We start from the raw sequence: 17,053 nt of genomic DNA on the forward strand, positions 1-17,053 counted from the left end.
CCTTCTACATAACCTCCGGGAATTCCTTTTTCTCGAATTCCACGATTATTCCGGAAGCTACGTTGCGGCATAATGCTATCTGTTTTTTCTCAACCTGAACGATGAGACCGCCGCGTTCTTTTTTATTAATAACTTTAATGTGAGATCCGTATTTGATCCCAATGGACTTAAGTCTTTTGGAATAGACGTCCTGTTCAACGTTCATCTCCTTTACAAGATAAACGCCGTTTTTCTCCCCATCAGTTAGTGTCATACAACTACCTCATAGAACATTTTTACATGTCAAAACACATGCTTTGAAATTATATAACACTATATAACAAATGAAAAGAGCACCGCTTTAATTCGGTAAAGTATATAATCAATCGGTAATTTCTTTGTAGCATTCAGGCCTTCTGTCCCTGAAAAGTCCCCATGACAATCTGTTCTGACGAATCTCGTTAAAGTCATAAACTGCCATTATGATTTCTTCAGTGTTATTTCCTGCCTGTCTTAATATATCTCCGGTCTCATCAGTCATGAAGCTGTGTCCGTAGAAATTAAGTGATGAAAGCTGACCACCATTTTCCTCTGAAGGAATAACCTTCTCTGTACCAATTCTGTTTGCTGCAACAACAGGAATAATGTTCGCTGCAGAGTGTCCCTGCATGGTCCTCTGCCAGTGTCCCGAGCTGTCCACGTTAAGAATAGGCTCTGAGCCGATGGCTGTAGGATAAAGGATAATGTCAGCACCCTGAAGTGCAAGACATCTTGCAGTCTCCGGGAACCACTGATCCCAGCAGATACCTATACCGACTCTTCCGTAAGCGGTTTCAAATACATGAAAGCCTGTATCTCCGGGAGTAAAATAGAATTTTTCCTGATAATAATGGTCATCCGGAATATGAGTTTTTCTGTAAACTCCAAGAATATCGCCGTCAGCGTCTATCATTGCAACTGAGTTATAAAGGACATTACCTTCACGTTCATAGAAGCTAATGGGCATAACGACTGAAAGCTCTCTGCAGACATCCCTGAAATGCTGAACTGCAGTATTTTTTGCTGTAGTAGTTGCAAAATCGTAATAGTCATATCTTCTTTCCTGGCAGAAATACTGTCTTTCAAAGAGCTCTGAAAGAAGAATTATCTGAGCGCCCTGAGAAGCAGCTCTTCTTACAAGCTTATCAGCTTTTTTTATATTGGCTCTGACGAGCTCATAATCCGATATCTCCGGATTATTATAGGCTTCCTTACCACAGGCAAACTGTATTGCCGCAACTGTTGTAGATGAATAGTCCTTATACATGTTGTTAGCCTCTCTTATTCGAAATTTACGGTCTTGCGTTTCATATTACTTACCTTTGCAGGAATCTGCTGAGTAATGCAGTGAATATTGCCGCCTCCTAGAAGAATATCTCTTGCAGGAATAGAGACAACCTCTCTGTTCTTGCATATCTTCTTTAGTATATTTACGGCCATGAGGTCGCTTTGCTTGTTTTCTCCACCAAAGGCAGGAACAAGCACTGATGAGTTTGTAAAATAGAAATTCACATAGCTTGCGGCAAGTCTCTCGCCTTCCTCGCGTTCATCCTCGCCGTCCTCAAAATCATAATTATCAACATCATCTTCAGTGATGCAAACAGGATTTTCAGGTATGGGCATCTTATGAATCTTTATCTGACGTCCTCTGGCATCAGTCTCGCCCTTAAGATATTCATAGCATGAAAGCGATAAGTCAAACTGCGGATCAAGCATATTGTCTGTCCATGCAAGAACCACCTCACCGGGAGCCACAAAGGCACAGACATTGTCTACGTGCTCGTTGGTTTCATCGTTATAAATTCCGGAAGGGAGCCATAAAACCTTTTCTGCCCCAAGGTATTCCTTCAGCTTATTTTCGATCTCATACTGACTAAGGAAAGGGTTTCTTCCTTCGCTCAAAAGGCAGCTCTCGGTAACCATGATAGTGCCTTCACCGTCAGAATGTATGGATCCGCCTTCAAGTACAAAGGGATGAGCGTCATAGCATTCTTTTCCAATAAGCTTACAAAAGCTGCTTGCTACAAGGTCGTCTTTGTCCCAATTTGCATAAAGGCCATCCACGTGTCCGCCCCATGCATTGAAAGCCCAGTCTATTCCTCTGATGTCACCCTCTTCATTTCGAACAAAGGTAGGGCCTACATCTCTTGCCCACGCATCATCGGTCTCCATTTCAACAAGGTAGATTGTACCTGTGTCCCTGGGATTTATCTGGATGATTTTATTATCATCGCTCCTTACGTTAAATATTTTCTTTAAATTCATGGTATTTCTTTTAATAAAGTCCTTCGCCTCATAAGCGTCCTTCTCGTTTACAAGGACAAAGAGAACCTCAGACTTTATTATTTTAGAAAATATCCTGCAAAAGGCCTTCTTTGCAGCAGTTGAGTCTATTCCCCAGCTTCCCGGTCTTACCGGCCATATCATTATTGTTGCATCATGCAGATCATATTCTGCAGGCATGCTATATCCATCTTTACCAGGTGTAATCATATCAGCCATATTGTCACTAACCTCTAAAAAAGCTGGAACTTACTAAAAAGAAATACTTTAAAGGGTTCCAGCTTTATATTTAATAACAACTAATTATTTTGTTCCAAAAATACGATCTCCGGCATCGCCAAGTCCGGGAACGATGTACTTGTTCTCGTTAAGGCAATCATCAATATGAGCAACAGTGATCGGTACATCAGGATGCTCTGAAACAACCTTGTCAATTCCCTCAGGAGCAGCGATAAGGCAGATAAATCTCATCTTCTTAACGCCCTTCTGCTTGAAAAGCTCGATTGCATCGCAGGCAGAACCGCCTGTAGCAAGCATGGGATCAAGGATAATAACCTCTCTCTCACCGATATCCTCGGGAGCCTTAAAGAAATAATTAACAGGCTCGAATGTCTCTTCATCACGGTACATTCCTACGTGAGCGATCTTCGCATTGGGAATAACCTTAAGTACTCCGTCAAGAAGTCCCATTCCAGCTCTCATGATAGGAGCAAATGCATAATTATCTTCGTTAAGTCTTCCCATTTTTATTGTCTTAATAGGAGTCTCAACTACTGTCTCCTCAAGCGGAACATCACGCATAGCTTCATATACAAGATAAGCTCCGATCTCACCTACAAGCTCTCTGAAAAGCTTTGTACCTGTGTGCTTGTCTCTTAAGATGGACAATTTATGTTCAATCAAAGGATGATCCAAAACTGTAACATTTTTCATATTTCCTCTACCTCCGTCAATTAACTGTTAGCATAATATCATAAATTCGAGTGTTTATAAAGTCTGTTACAGCCTACATTTGAAATCATCATAGCCAAATTTTTTCACAACCTCCGTAGAGGAATCTTCGTGAAGCACAGCTATATCAGGTAATGGCATTCCGTTAAAGGTGTTGTTCTTTACCATGCTGTATATAGCCATGTCCTCAAAGCAGAGCCTGTCACCTATTTTTATTTCGTTATCAAAGCTGTAATCGCCTATGACATCTCCGGCAAGGCAGGTCCTTGATGAAAGTCTGTAAGTATACTTCTTCTCTTCTGGCTCGCCGCCATCCCTAAGCGGAGGTCTGTAGGGCATCTCCAGCACATCAGGCATATGGCATGCAGCAGATGTATCAAGGATAAGTACAGGATATTTCTCTGTATTAACAATGTCCATGACAGTAGTTATAACATATCCTGCATCCAGAGCTATTGCCTCTCCGGGCTCAAGGTATACCTGGAGCCCATAGGTGTTTCTTATATATTTAACAAGCTCTATGAGACCTTCTCTGTCGTAATCGGGCTTTGTGATATGATGTCCGCCGCCAAGATTTATCCATTTAAGATGACTGACATTATTTTTACCAGGCAAATACTTCCCGAAGGCTTTTTCAAAGGCTTCAAAGGTCTCCTTTAAGGGCTCAAAGCCCTGCTCACATAAAGTATGGAAGTGCAGTCCTTCTACGCCATCAGGTAATTTGTCCCCGAGATCGCAGACTCTTATTCCAAGTCTTGATCCGGGAGCGCAGGGATCGTATATCTCATGGTCATCCTGAGTTGAGAATTCGGGATTTACCCTTATACCTACTGAAAAGCCGTTTCTTACTTTAGGTTCATCGTTTGAGCCCTTCTCGTTAACAGCCTTTTCCCATACAGCTCTGTGATGCTCAAGCTGATTTATGGAATTAAAAACCAGATGGTCAGCTATATCGCATATTTCCTTCATCTCCTCATCGCCAAAGGCTGGCTCAAAAACATGTATCTCAGGAAGCTTTGTACTTGAGGTTATGTTTGAAGCTTCAAGGTGCTTTCTTTGCTCCTTAGTGTAAAACTCCTCACAGGCAAGCTTTGCCTCAAAAAGACCGGATGACGTGGTTCCTGCAAGGTGCTCAGCAATTACCGGATAAGTGCTATAGGCTGAAAATGCCTTTTGAGCAAGAAGTATTTTCGCGTCGGATCTTTCCTGTACATCCTTTAAAATTCTGCAGTTTTCTATTAGTTTCTTTTCATCTATAACATAGACCGGAGTCTTTAGATTGTTCATTTATCAGAGCATCCTTCCTTAAGTAAATCCTTCACCACCTCGCTTGCGATAACAAGTCCGCAGGCAGCAGGTGTAAATGCGGTGCTTCCGGGTGTACTTCTTCTTGAAGAGCCTGATGCCTTAAGCTCTGCGGCATCCTCCGCTCTTACAGCAGGCTTAATTGGTTCTTCATCAGAAAATACAACCTTAAGCTTTCTAATATTTCTCTTTTTAAGCTCGCGTCTCATAACCTTACATAAAGGGCAGACACTGGTCTTATAAATGTCAGTCACCCTGAATCTTGAGGGATCAAGCTTATTGCCGGCGCCCATGGCACTTATTACAGGTGTGCCACATTCCTTTGCTCTCATTATGATTTCAAGCTTTGCGGTAACTGTATCCACCGCATCAACTACATAATCATATTTATTAAAATCAAAATCATCGGCATTTTCGGGAAGATAAAAACAGTTATGGATATTTATCTTCACATCAGGATTGATTGCAAGCATCCTCTCCTTCATAACCTCTGTTTTATATTTCCCAACAGTTGTTTTTAGAGCGATTATCTGTCTGTTTAAGTTACTTTCAGCTACAGTGTCGCTATCTATAAGATCAAATGAACCGATTCCGCTTCGTACAAGGGCTTCACACACATAGCCGCCAACACCGCCGATGCCGAATATAGCAACGTGGCTGTTATGGAGTTTTTCTATAGCATCTTCTCCCAAAAGAAGGCCGGTTCTTGAAAACATCTCTTCCATTAGCTACTCTCCTATAAAATTTGCACAATCATTTTACTTCATTTTTATGTAGCTGTAACTAAAATCAGACCAAAATCAGAATTTATTTTTCTTTAATGAAATTGTAACTCTTTTTTATTGGATATTAGGTAATTTTGTTGTAATAATATTTTATAGGAGATTTTTATTAATATAAAACTATTGTCTGATTCATAGGGATTGGAGTAAAAATGCGCAAACGAATTCTAATAGCTGACGATACAACATTTATGCGTGAAATGCTTAAATCATCACTGGACAAGGAAAAATATGAGATCATCGGAGAAGCAAAAACAGGTAAGCAGGCTGTAGATCTGTTCAAGGATAAAAAGCCTGATCTTCTCATTCTCGATATTAATATGCCCGAAATGAACGGTATTGATGCACTTACGGAAGTAATGGAATTTGACCCTAAGGCAAACGTTATCATGTGCTCTGACCAGAAGCAGGAGCCAATGATCGTGCTTGCTCTTAAGAAGGGTGCAAAGGATTTCGTCGTAAAGCCCTTCATGGCCAGCGATGTACTTCGCGCTTTGAGTAAGGTTTTTAAGGACGACTGATTATTTGTATTTTCAATATGCCTTTCATGCACGCGTCTGTGCATATAAATAAAATCAGGACAAGCCATCATAGCCTGCCCTGATTTTTCTTTATGTTCATTATTTTTATCAATCGATAAGTGTAGGGTTCTCCTCAACAACCCAGGGAAGTCCATACTCATTAAGCATCTCCATGTACGGATCAGGATCGAACTCGTCTGTAGTAAATACGCCGGGCTTCTTCCACTGACCTGTTACAACAAGAGCTGTACCGATCATTGCAGGTACACCTGTTGTGTAGCTGATAGCCTGTGAGCCAAGCTCCTTGTAGCATTCCTGGTGATCACATACGTTGTAGATGTAGATTGTTCTCTCTTTACCATCCTTGATACCGCGGAAGATACAACCGATATTGGTCTTACCAACGGTTCTGGGACCAAGGCTTGCAGGATCAGGAAGAAGTGCCTTCAGGAACTGGATAGGAACAATCTCCCTTCCCTCGAACATTACAGGACTTGTTGAAAGCATTCCAACATCCTCAAGACATCTCATGTGATCAAGATAGCTCTGACCAAAGGTCATGAAGAAACGGATTCTCTTAACCTCAGGGAAGTTTCTTCCAAGAGCCTCGATCTCCTCATGATGAAGAAGGTACATATCCTTCTTACCAACCTGTGCAAAATCATACTCTCTCTTGATCTCCATGGGCTTGGTCTCAACCCAGTGTCCATCCTCCCAGTAGCTTCCGTTTGCAGAAACCTCACGAAGGTTGATCTCAGGGTTGAAGTTGGTAGCAAAAGCATAGCCGTGATCGCCACCGTTGCAGTCCATGATATCAATATAGTGAATCTCATCAAAGTAATGCTTCTTTGCATAAGCTGTAAATACAGAGGTTACGCCGGGATCAAAGCCTGTTCCCAGAAGAGCTGTAAGACCTGCCTCCTTGAACTTATCAAAATAAGCCCACTGCCAACTGTAATCAAAGTATGCTGTAAAGCCCTTCTCCTTGCAGCGCTTCTCGTAGATCTTTCTCCACTCCGGATCGTCTGTATCCTCAGGCTCATAGTTAGCTGTATCAATATAATCAACCTTGCAGGCAAGGCATGCGTCCATGATTGTAAGATCCTGATAAGGAAGTGCTACATTAAGCACTGCATCAGGCTTATAGCTGGTAATAACTCTCTTGATATCCTCTACGTCATCAGCATTTACTGTATCTGTTGTAATCTTAACAGGTGTGCCTGCCTTCTCAAGCTTTTCCTTAAGAGCATCACACTTACTTACTGTACGTGATGCAATGCACATCTCTGTGAAAACCTTGCTGTTCTGTGCGCACTTCTGAATTGCAACCTGTGCAACACCGCCACAACCAATTACTAATAATCTACTCATTTTTTATCCTCCTAATTACCCTCATCTGGCACTTCGTGACACCTTCCCCAAAAGGGGAAGGCTTTGCATATGATGGATTATCTAGACATAGCCTCTTCTTCCTGCAACAAATCCTCAACGTATTTAGGAAGCATGAATGCGCCCTTGTGAAGATGTGTTGTGTAATACCAGGTCTTTATATTTCTCTCATCCCATCTGTCAGGATTGAAGTCCTTCAAGGGATGATATTTCTTACTTGCAAATCCGAATAACCAATATCCTGCAGGGCAGGTAGGAATATGTGCCTGATAAACCCTGTTAATAGGGAATACTCTGTAGGCCTTCCTGTGCATTGCTCTGCAGCTCTCCTCGTCCTCGTCATAGAACGGGCTTCCGTGCTGGTAAACCATGATTCCATCATCGTGAAGAGCCTTATAGCAGCTGCCGTAGAATTCCTTTGTGAAAAGTCCGGCCTCATGTCCCAGGGGCTCTGTTACGTCGTTGATAATAAGGTCGTACATATCCTCACATTTTCTGAGGTACTTAAGACCGTCCTGATAATAGATATGAACTCTGTCGTCATCAAGACCACAGGCATTGTCCGGGAAGTACTGCTTACAAACCTCGACGAACATATTATCAGGCTCAACCACGTCAATAACCTTGATCTCTTCGTAGTGACTGAGTTCTCTGGCAACACCGCCATCGCCGCCGCCAAGAACAAGGACTCTCTGAACCTTAGGATGAACAGCCATAGGCACATGAACTATCATCTCGTCGTAAGTGAACTCGTCCTTTTCTGAAAAAATAATATTACCGTCAGAAGCAAGGAATTTACCAAATTCCGGAGAATCAAATACGTCTATTCTCTGAAATTCACTTGATCCTGAAAAAAGCTGCTTCGCAAGTCGAATGCTGATCTTAACATTCTGCGTATGCATATCACTGAACCAATAATCCATTTCAGCCATAGTCAATCATCCTTTCTTTTACTTTAAAACCTGTAATTCGGAAATGTCCTCACTCTCAGGTCCCTGCATGGAGCATCCCTTCTCCTTGGCAGTCATAATGTAATCAAGAATCTCCTCTGTAACCACCTCACCGGGAGAAATGATTGGAATTCCCGGAGGATAGCACATAACTGATTCCGCAGAGATTCTTCCAACAGTCTCTCTTATGGGAAGTGCTTCCTTCTCAGCATAGAAGGCCTCCTGAGGAGTTGCCTTAACTATAGGTGTTACATATTCTGCAGAGAAAAAGCTCTGCTCTGGCTTAGCGTAAAGTCTTCTGATATCTGAAAGTGCTCCTGCGAGTCTCTCGATATCCTGAAGCCTGTCACCGATGGAAATATACGCCATAACGTTTGATAAATCACCAAATTCCATCTGTATGTCATATTCATCACGAAGAAGATCATAGACTTCAATTCCGGTGAGGCCGACACCTCTTGTGTTTACAACAAGCTTGGTCTCATCAAAGTCATAGATACTTCCGCCGTTTATAAGCTCGTGACCATAGGCATAATAGCCGGGAATCTCGTTAATCTCTTCCCTTGCATATTTTGCCATTCCTGTAACCTTCTCAAAGGAATCATGTCCATGAAGAGCAAGGTTTCTTCTTGAAATATCAAGACTAGCTATAAGCAGATAGCTTGCACTTGTGGTCTGTGTAAGGTTAACGATTCTGCTTATGTATCCTATATTAGCATTTTTGCCGCAAAGAAGAATTGAGCTCTGGGTAAGGCTTCCACCTGACTTATGCATACTGATTGCAGCCATGTCAGCACCGGCCTTCATACCGCATAAAGGTAGGTTTGGTCCAAAATAAAGATGAGTTCCGTGAGCTTCATCAACCAGAGCCTTCATGCCGTTTGCATGAGCCAGGTCAACAATAGCCTGCAGATTAGAACATATTCCATAATATGAAGGGTTGTTGATAAGAATTGCCTTCGCATCAGGATTTTCCCTGACAGCAGCCTCTACATCTGAAAGCTCCATTCCGAGCGGAATTCCAAGCTTTATATCAACCTTGGGATCAATATATACGGGAACCGCACCGCACAGGATAAGAGCATTAATGGCACTCTTATGGACATTTCTTGGCATGATGATTTTCTCACCATGCTTAACAGATGATAAAACCATGGCCTGAACAGCGCTGGTAGTTCCATTTACCATTAAGAAAGCATGCTCTGCTCCAAAAGCATCAGCAGTCAGCTCCTCAGCATCTTTAATTACAGAAACGGGATGACAAAGATTGTCCAGAGGCTTCATGGAGTTTACATCGATACCAACACACTGTTCTCCAAGAAAGCGCACTAATTCCGCATTACCGCGACCTCTCTTATGTCCAGGTACGTCAAAGGGCACCACTCTCTGTTTTCTAAATCTCTCAAGCGCTTCATATACAGGCGCTTTTCTCTGACGGTCCAGATTCAATTTAAACAAACCTCCGGCTCTAAAATATATCGAATAAAAAGGGCGGTATGCCTTTTGCATACTGCCCTTTTTAATTCATTTTATAAAGGCAAAAACATCTTATCATTAATAGTAGTAAAGTCAAGTGAAATAGATGTTATTTGCTTCAAATAGCATGTATAAATAAACCGCTTAAAAGCTTTGGCTCAAACCAGGTTGATTTAGGTGGCATAAGCCTTCCTGCATCAGCTACCGCAAAGAGCTCATGGATATCTGTAGGATACATGGAAAATGCAAGAACGCAGTCCTTTTCACATCTCTTTTCAAGCTCACCAAGGCCTCTGATGCCGCCGACAAAATCTATCCTCGGATCGTTCTTGGGATCGCTGATATCAAGAACCGGTGTAAGTACGTTGTTCTGCAATATGCTTACATCAAGGCCGTCAACCGCATCATCAGACATGATATCCTTATGAGCATTCAGTCTGTACCATTTCTTTCCAAGGTACATTCCTGCTTCACCCTTCTTTGAAGGCTTCACAGCTTCCTTTTCCTCGGTTATATCATATTTTTCAGCTATCTTGTCTTTAAACTCATCCTCGCTAAGTCCGTTGAGGTCCTTTATTACGCGGTTGTAATCCATGATCATAAGCTCTTTATCTGCAAATAATACAGACAAGAAGAAATCATATTCCTTATTGCCGTTTGCATCAGGATCCGCAGCTCTTCTTTTTTGAGCTACCTTAACTGCAGAGGCGCATCTGTGGTGACCGTCAGCGATATAGATACTGTCCATACCCGCAAAGGCATCAGCAATTATTTTTATGTCGTTATCATTGGAAATAACGAAAACTCTGCTCTTTACATCCTGAGTAGTTACAAAGTCATAGACAGGCTTATCGTTATTCCTTACTCTTTCCATGACCTCACGGATAGCAGCATTTTCTCTATAGCATAAGAAAATCGGACCGGTCTGGGCGTCGCAGGAATCAACATGATGGATTCTGTCTGCCTCCTTCTTGGCGAGTGTATTCTCATGCTTCTTAATAATATTGTTCTCATAATCAGCAACTGAGCTGCAGGCAACAATACCTGTCTGAACTCTGCCGTTCATGGTCTGCTCGTAAAGGTAATAGCAGGGCTTATTTTCATGAACAAAGGTCCCGTTCTCAATTTTCTCCCAAAGCATGTCATGTGCCTTCTGATATACCTCCTCGGCATACATGTCGTAGTCCTCAGGAAACTGAGTCTCGGGTCTGTCTATTGCAAGAAATGACATAGGCTCGCGCTGTACTTCTACTCTAGCCTCTTCTCTGTTGTAAACATCATAGGGAAGCGCTGCAACTCTTGAAGCTACTTCCTCATTTGGTCTGTACGCAGCAAATGCTCTTATATCAGCCATTTTTCACCTCTCAGTAATAAAAGATTAAGGCGCAAGGCTTTTACCCTGCGCCTGTAAACGTCTTATTTATTATACATCTTTTCTGACAACACGCACTCTGATAACGTCTTCAATCTTCTCGATTTCTTTTACAAGATCATCGGAGATACCACTCTCTACATCGATGATAGTGTAAGCATAATCGCCTCTTGATTTGTTTGTCATGTTAGAAATATTGTAGTTTGCGTTACCAAGTACCTGTGTGAACTTTCCAATCATACCGGAAACGTTCTTGTGAATGATAGCGAGTCTGGGACCTGTGCAGATTCCCTGCTCACAGCGGGGCATGTTAACTGAATTAACGATGTTACCGTTCTCAAGGTAATCCTTCATCTGAAGAACAGCCTTAACAGCACAGTTGTCCTCTGACTCCTCTGTTGATGCACCAAGGTGAGGAATTACGATACAGCCGTCGTGTCCTGATGTAACTGTGTTCGGGAAGTCTGTTACATACTTTCTGATCTTGCCGGAGTTGATTCCTGCAAGGATATCAGCCTCGTTGCAAAGAATGTCTCTTGCAAGGTTAAGGATGATAACGCCCTTCTTCATCTTTGCAATTGCTTCTGCATTAACCATGCCCTTTGTGCTGTCAAGTGCAGGAACATGGATTGTGATGATGTCGCACTTTGAATAGATATCATCTACATTTGTAACGTGCTTAACATCAGATGAGAGGCTCCATGCAGCATCTACTGAAAGATAAGGATCATATCCAAATACTTCCATACCAAGGTTTCTGGCTGCGTTGGCAACTCTTACACCGATTGCTCCAAGACCGATGATACCAAGCTTCTTACCAGCGATCTCAGTTCCGGCAAACTTTTTCTTTGTCTTCTCTGTGAGCTTTGCGATCTCAGGATCACCTGCGTTTGCTCTAACCCACTCTACACCGCCGATGATGTCACGGGAAGCGATAAGCATTGCTGCAATAACCATCTCCTTAACACCGTTAGCGTTAGCACCGGGAGTATTGAAAACAACAATACCTTCCTCAGCACATCTGTCTACAGGGATGTTGTTTACACCTGCGCCTGCTCTTGCGATTGCAAGGAGGTTCTCAGAGAACTCCATCTCGTTCATGTTAGCGCTTCTTACAAGAACGCCATCAGCATCGTCGATATTATCAACTACTTCATACTGGTCTGTGAAGTTGTTAAGACCAATCTTTGCGATAGGATTAAGGCATTTATACTTAAACATTTTATTTATAATCTCCCTTCAGATTGAAATTACTGGTTTGCTTTCTCAAAGCTCTCCATAAAGTCAACGAGCTTCTGAACACCTTCCTTAGGCATAGCGTTGTAGATACTAGCACGCATACCACCAACTGTTCTGTGTCCCTTAAGGCTTACGAGACCGTTTGCAGTTGCCTCAGAGATGAACTTGGCATTGAGCTCTTCGCTGTCTGTGATGAAAGGAACGTTCATAAGTGATCTGTCCTCAGGTCTTACTGTTCCCTTGAACATCTTGCTGTTATCAAGGAAGTCATAGAGGATTGCAGCCTTCTCTTCGTTTCTTCTCTTCATCTCCTCAAGACCGCCCTGTGCCTTAAGCCATTTGAATACAAGACCGCACATGTAGATAGCCCAGCAGTTAGGTGTGTTGTATAAGGAACCGTTATCTGCCTGAGTCTTCCACTTAAGCATTGTAGGAACATAATCCGGAACATCATCTCTGATGAGATCTTCTCTGATGATGCTGATAACAAGACCGGCAGGTCCCACGTTCTTCTGAACACCGCCGTAGATTACGCCGTAATCATTTACGTTTACAGGTTCAGATAAGAAGCATGAGGATACATCAGATACAAGGATATGTCCCTTTGTGTTGGGAAGCTTCTTAAACTTTGTTCCATAAATTGTGTTGTTCTCGCAGATGTATACGTAATCAGCATCCTCAGGAATTGCGAGATCTGAGCAATCAGGAATATATGAGAAGGTCTTATCAGCACTTGAAGCAACCTCTACAGCATCGCCGTATTTCTTAGCTTCTGCCAGAGCCTTCTTAGCCCACTGACCAGTTACGATGTATGCAGCCTTCTTATTCTGCATAAGGTTCATGGGAACTGCAGCGAACTGCTGACTTGCACCACCCTGGAGGAATAATACCTTGTAGTTATCGGGAATGTTCATAAGATCCCTGATATCCTGCTCAGCAGTCTGGATAACCTGATCAAAAGCCTTGGATCTGTGGCTCATCTCGTTGATGGACATACCACTACCATTGTAATCAAGCATTTCTGCTGCAGCCTGTTTTAAAACCTCTTCCGGAAGTACTGCCGGACCTGCACTAAAATTGTAAACTCTGGACACTGTTTTTTCCTCCTATGGATTGTTTTCAAAAATCATAATTTTTTATGATTTTTATTTTTCGTTTTTCTTAAAGTTAAATTCATTTTAACCGTAAAATATTTTTTGTCAACTACATATTCCATAATTGATGTTATTTAATCATTTTAATTAAACTAATTCAAAAAAAGTGATGCTTTTTAGCATCACTTTTATCTCTTAAATACAAATTTTCTTTAAAAATAATAGAACATAAAAAACAGCAAAAAGTCAGTAGAAATCTTGCTTAGCACCTCTTTTCCTCCAATCATCCTGTGAAGATTTGCAACAATAAAAGCACTTATCAGCATCTGACTTGTTGAAACAATTAAAAATCTATAAAGTGTGTCTTTTTTACGATGTTTTTTCTTAAAAACAAAGCGATGATTGAAGTTATATGACATGGTTGCAGATATAATTCTTCCATAACAACAAATAATTCCTGATATAAAAAGAACTAATAATATAATAATACGGGAACGCCTACTTCCACGGTTTCATATAGCTTTTCCATCAGTTCGAGAGGCGAATTTATACATCCGTGAGATCCTGAATGCTTATATATTTCGCCGCCAAAATCCTTTCTCCAGGTAGCATCGTGAATGCCTATTCCCTTATTAACTCCAAGCCAGTAATTAACGTAAGAAGCATAATCAACGCCTCTTAAGATTGTATGGTATCTCTTGTTATAGATATGGAAAAGTCCAACCGGCGTACCTCTTCCAAGCCCTGTATTACCGGTTACTATATCGTACTCGATTTTAACCTTGCCATTTTTATAATATCCAAGATGCTGGTTCCCCATATCAACGAGGATATACTCTTTACCAAGCTCTGTGCCATCTATGACAAAGGATTTACCCGGGAAGGTAACCTCGGTCTGCTCAGGGCCTGTGCCTGTAACTGCCTCTACAAAGCTGGTATATTCCTTGGCAATATCATAGAGCTTACCATTTTTATTGCCGCTGACATAAATGAGGCCTTTTCCATCCTTCTGGAATCTGTCTATACACTTATTAGTATCGACATAGCTAAGGCTATTCTCAAGGAAATCATATATCTTGGAGCAGCTAAGAAGAATGTTTCCGGCTTCATCCGTAACAAAATTCTCTTCAATCTTGTATTTGTCAGGGAATTCAATAACCTTATCTCCGGCAAGGAACATTCCATCCCCGGGATTTTCATCAGATAGCTCTTCATTCTGAGCCTTTGTAAGCTCATCAATTGTGACCATCCATTCAGAAACTGAAGACGGCTTTGCTGAAATCTCTGCTTCACCGATCTTTATGGAAGCCTTGAGATTCTGAACCTTTTCAATCTTCTGATAAAGGTCATAAAGCTTTTCATCCTCTTCGGATGCAGTTGCAATGTCATACAGTTCCTCATCGGTGCTGAGGTCCAACGCATACTGTCTGTTATAGAGACCGGCTTTGATATTCTCAAAATACTTATCAAAATTAGCTGATTTAATCTCGTTCTCTACAAGATAATAGCCTTCATCATCCTTTTTCAGCTCATAGATATCCTTATCATGGACATCAAAAATGACCCACGTTGAAAGAAGAGCCTTTAATTTCTCTTCATCAAATGTAGGATTACCAATAATTTCCCTATCCTTAGACTTAAACATATTAAGTCCCCAGGCAATCGGATTCTGTCTGTCGAGCATCTGCGTAAGCTCTTCAAGATAGTCCACATTGTAATCTATGGCTCCGGAGTCGACAAAAAAATCATTCCCATCCATGCCTGTGACCACCATTCCGTTGTAGAAGGAATGGCTTTTAAGTTCCTCATTGGCCTGCGCAGGAGTTTTTCCAGTGCAATAGACCTCATTGATCCATGTGCCATAGGAAAAGCTGTCTGTGTAGTAAAAGCCCAAAAGCAGATATAATGTCAGACAAAGTCCCGCAGATAACGCCAATATTATGTATAGAATTCCCCTCTTTTTCATACCTTATACTTTGACAGATTATGCTCTATCCTTTCCCTCTAAATCTTTTTCATCAAAAGCTTCGCTTATTGAACCACCGGGTGAAACCATAGGAAATACCTTATCATCTGAATCAACGGCGATATCAATAAGAACTGGTCCTTTTGCAGCCAGAGCTTTTTTAAGAGCAGGCTCAACCTCATCCTTTTTCTTTACTCTTATAGCCATACAGCCAAGACCTTCAGCAACCTTGCAGTAATCAACCTTATCAGTAAGAACTGTATTTGAATAATGCTGGTTATAGTAAAGGTTCTGCCACTGTCTGACCATACCAAGTACCTGGTTGTTTATCACGATCTCAATAACATGAATATCGTATCTGCTTGCAGTTGCAAGTTCGTTCATATTCATTCTAAAGCAGCCATCACCTGCAATGTTTACAACAGTCTTATCAGGCATACCTACCTTTGCACCTATGGCAGCGCCAAGGCCGTAGCCCATTGTTCCAAGACCACCTGAAGTAAGGAAGGTTCTGGGAGTCTTGAATTTATAGAACTGTGCAGTCCACATCTGATGCTGACCAACATCTGTTGAAACGATTGCTTCTCCGTTTGTAAGCTTATCCAGTGTCTCGATTACATAAGGACATGTAAGTGCATTTTTATCATAATCAAGTGGGAAGTTCTTCTCGTATTCCTTGATGTGTGAAATCCACTCAGCGTGATTCTGCTGAGTAAGCTTATTATTTATTTTTGTTAAGACTTCCTTCAGATCGCCTACAATGTAATAGTCAGCGTGGATGTTCTTATTGATCTCAGCTGCATCAATGTCTATCTGCAGGATCTTGGCTTTCTTTGCAAAGGTCTTGGCGTTACCAATGACTCTGTCAGAGAATCTTGCACCAAGAGTTATAAGAAGATCGCACTCACTTACTCCGAAATTGGAGGTCTTTGTACCATGCATACCGATCATTCCGGTATAAAGGCTGTTGTGACCACTGAAGGCACCCTTACCCATAAGTGTATCGCATACAGGAGACTGTATTCTCTCAGCCAGGGTCAGAAGCTCCTTATCAGCACCTGATATAACAGCACCGCCACCTACATAAATAAAGGGTCTCTTGGCATGCTCGATCATCTTTACAGCTGTCTGGATATCCTCCTCTGTGTACTTAACAGGCTTTTCCTTATGTACAGGCTTTGCAGGCTTATAGTCACACTTATTAGCTGTAACATCCTTTGTAATATCAACAATAACAGGACCGGGACGTCCGCTTCTTGCAATATCAAAGGCTTTTCTGATTGTATCTGCAAGCTGCTTTACATCCTTTACGATATAGCCATGCTTTGTTATAGGCATGGTAATGCCGGCGATATCTACCTCCTGGAAGGTATCCTTACCAAGAAGTGGAAGGTTAACATTACAGGTAATTGCTACAAGCGGAACTGAATCCATATAAGCTGTAGCAATACCGGTTACAAGGTTGGTTGAACCAGGACCGCTTGTTGCGAGACAAACGCCCACCTTACCTGTTGCCCTTGCGTAGCCGTCAGCAGCATGGGAAGCACCCTGCTCATGAGATGTCAGAATGTGCTTTATCTTATCCTGCTGTTTGTAAAGTTCATCGTATACATTAAGAATTGTTCCGCCCGGATATCCGAAAACAGTGTCAACACCCTGTTCCTTAAGGCATTCCAAAACTATTTGCGCTCCTGTTAACTGCATAAG

The 17,053-nt window shown here is 41.8% G+C and carries 16 protein-coding genes; 1 reads left to right on the plus strand and 15 read right to left on the minus strand.

Annotation, left to right across the window (positions count from 1 at the left end):
* Positions 1 to 4: 4 nt before the first annotated feature.
* The 6 genes from G601_RS0115785 to G601_RS0115810 all read right to left on the minus strand — a co-directional run bounded on the left by G601_RS0115785 (position 5) and on the right by G601_RS0115810 (position 5,282).
* Positions 5 to 253 (minus strand): ferrous iron transport protein A, encoded by a 249-nt coding sequence (locus tag G601_RS0115785; RefSeq protein ID WP_026490721.1) that lies wholly within the window; start codon positions 251 to 253, stop codon positions 5 to 7.
* Positions 254 to 361: 108 nt separating this feature from the next.
* Complete coding sequence (aguB, locus tag G601_RS0115790; RefSeq protein ID WP_081673560.1) at positions 362 to 1,285, minus strand: N-carbamoylputrescine amidase; 924 nt, start codon at positions 1,283 to 1,285, stop codon at positions 362 to 364.
* A 14-nt stretch (positions 1,286 to 1,299) separates the two neighbouring features.
* Positions 1,300 to 2,520 (minus strand): agmatine deiminase, encoded by a 1,221-nt coding sequence (gene aguA, locus G601_RS23705; protein ID WP_051205934.1) that lies wholly within the window; start codon positions 2,518 to 2,520, stop codon positions 1,300 to 1,302.
* Between the two features lie 84 nt (positions 2,521 to 2,604).
* Entirely contained in the window at positions 2,605 to 3,234 is a 630-nt protein-coding gene (gene upp / locus G601_RS0115800; RefSeq protein WP_026490723.1) for a uracil phosphoribosyltransferase, read from the minus strand.
* A gap of 66 nt (positions 3,235 to 3,300) precedes the next feature.
* Positions 3,301 to 4,539, minus strand: coding sequence for a carboxynorspermidine decarboxylase (gene nspC, locus G601_RS0115805; RefSeq protein ID WP_026665930.1), 1,239 nt, complete (start codon positions 4,537 to 4,539; stop codon positions 3,301 to 3,303).
* Positions 4,536 to 5,282, minus strand: coding sequence for a tRNA threonylcarbamoyladenosine dehydratase (locus G601_RS0115810; protein ID WP_026665931.1), 747 nt, complete (start codon positions 5,280 to 5,282; stop codon positions 4,536 to 4,538). Before G601_RS0115810 ends, nspC begins: the two co-directional genes overlap by 4 nt.
* A 209-nt stretch (positions 5,283 to 5,491) precedes the next feature.
* Between G601_RS0115810 and G601_RS0115815 the strand changes: the two genes are divergently transcribed.
* Positions 5,492 to 5,860: a response regulator gene (locus G601_RS0115815; RefSeq protein WP_026490726.1), complete on the plus strand. Its 369-nt coding sequence runs from the start codon at positions 5,492 to 5,494 to the stop codon at positions 5,858 to 5,860.
* 108 nt (positions 5,861 to 5,968) lie between these two features.
* Here G601_RS0115815 and G601_RS0115820 read toward each other — a convergent pair whose 3' ends face one another.
* The 9 genes from G601_RS0115820 to ilvB all read right to left on the minus strand — a co-directional run bounded on the left by G601_RS0115820 (position 5,969) and on the right by ilvB (position 17,050).
* On the minus strand, positions 5,969 to 7,231 hold the full coding sequence (locus G601_RS0115820; protein WP_026665932.1) for a saccharopine dehydrogenase family protein: 1,263 nt from the start codon (positions 7,229 to 7,231) through the stop codon (positions 5,969 to 5,971).
* 77 nt (positions 7,232 to 7,308) lie between these two features.
* Positions 7,309 to 8,172: a polyamine aminopropyltransferase gene (gene speE, locus G601_RS0115825; protein ID WP_026490728.1), complete on the minus strand. Its 864-nt coding sequence runs from the start codon at positions 8,170 to 8,172 to the stop codon at positions 7,309 to 7,311.
* Positions 8,173 to 8,199: 27 nt separating this feature from the next.
* Positions 8,200 to 9,648: an aminotransferase class I/II-fold pyridoxal phosphate-dependent enzyme gene (locus G601_RS0115830; protein WP_026665933.1), complete on the minus strand. Its 1,449-nt coding sequence runs from the start codon at positions 9,646 to 9,648 to the stop codon at positions 8,200 to 8,202.
* A 145-nt stretch (positions 9,649 to 9,793) separates the two neighbouring features.
* Complete coding sequence (locus G601_RS0115835; RefSeq protein ID WP_026665934.1) at positions 9,794 to 11,029, minus strand: DUF1015 domain-containing protein; 1,236 nt, start codon at positions 11,027 to 11,029, stop codon at positions 9,794 to 9,796.
* Positions 11,030 to 11,098: 69 nt separating this feature from the next.
* Complete coding sequence (locus G601_RS0115840) at positions 11,099 to 12,268, minus strand: phosphoglycerate dehydrogenase (protein WP_026490731.1); 1,170 nt, start codon at positions 12,266 to 12,268, stop codon at positions 11,099 to 11,101.
* A gap of 29 nt (positions 12,269 to 12,297) precedes the next feature.
* A complete protein-coding gene (gene serC / locus G601_RS0115845) occupies positions 12,298 to 13,380 on the minus strand; it encodes a 3-phosphoserine/phosphohydroxythreonine transaminase (RefSeq protein WP_026665935.1) in 1,083 nt (360 codons plus the stop codon).
* 212 nt (positions 13,381 to 13,592) lie between these two features.
* Positions 13,593 to 13,868 carry a GtrA family protein gene (locus G601_RS27460; protein WP_442852402.1) on the minus strand — a complete coding sequence of 92 codons (276 nt, stop codon included), beginning with the start codon at positions 13,866 to 13,868 and terminating at the stop codon, positions 13,593 to 13,595.
* The gene (locus G601_RS0115855) at positions 13,853 to 15,346 is read right to left on the minus strand and encodes a L,D-transpeptidase (protein WP_081673561.1); all 1,494 of its coding nucleotides are present in this window, start codon (positions 15,344 to 15,346) and stop codon (positions 13,853 to 13,855) included. The genes G601_RS27460 and G601_RS0115855 overlap by 16 nt, the downstream gene beginning before the upstream one ends.
* Positions 15,347 to 15,364: 18 nt before the next feature.
* Positions 15,365 to 17,050, minus strand: coding sequence for a biosynthetic-type acetolactate synthase large subunit (gene ilvB, locus G601_RS0115860; RefSeq protein ID WP_026490735.1), 1,686 nt, complete (start codon positions 17,048 to 17,050; stop codon positions 15,365 to 15,367).
* Positions 17,051 to 17,053 lie beyond the last annotated feature (3 nt).

Source organism: Butyrivibrio sp. FC2001 (assembly GCF_000424125.1).
GTDB lineage: Bacteria > Bacillota > Clostridia > Lachnospirales > Lachnospiraceae > Butyrivibrio.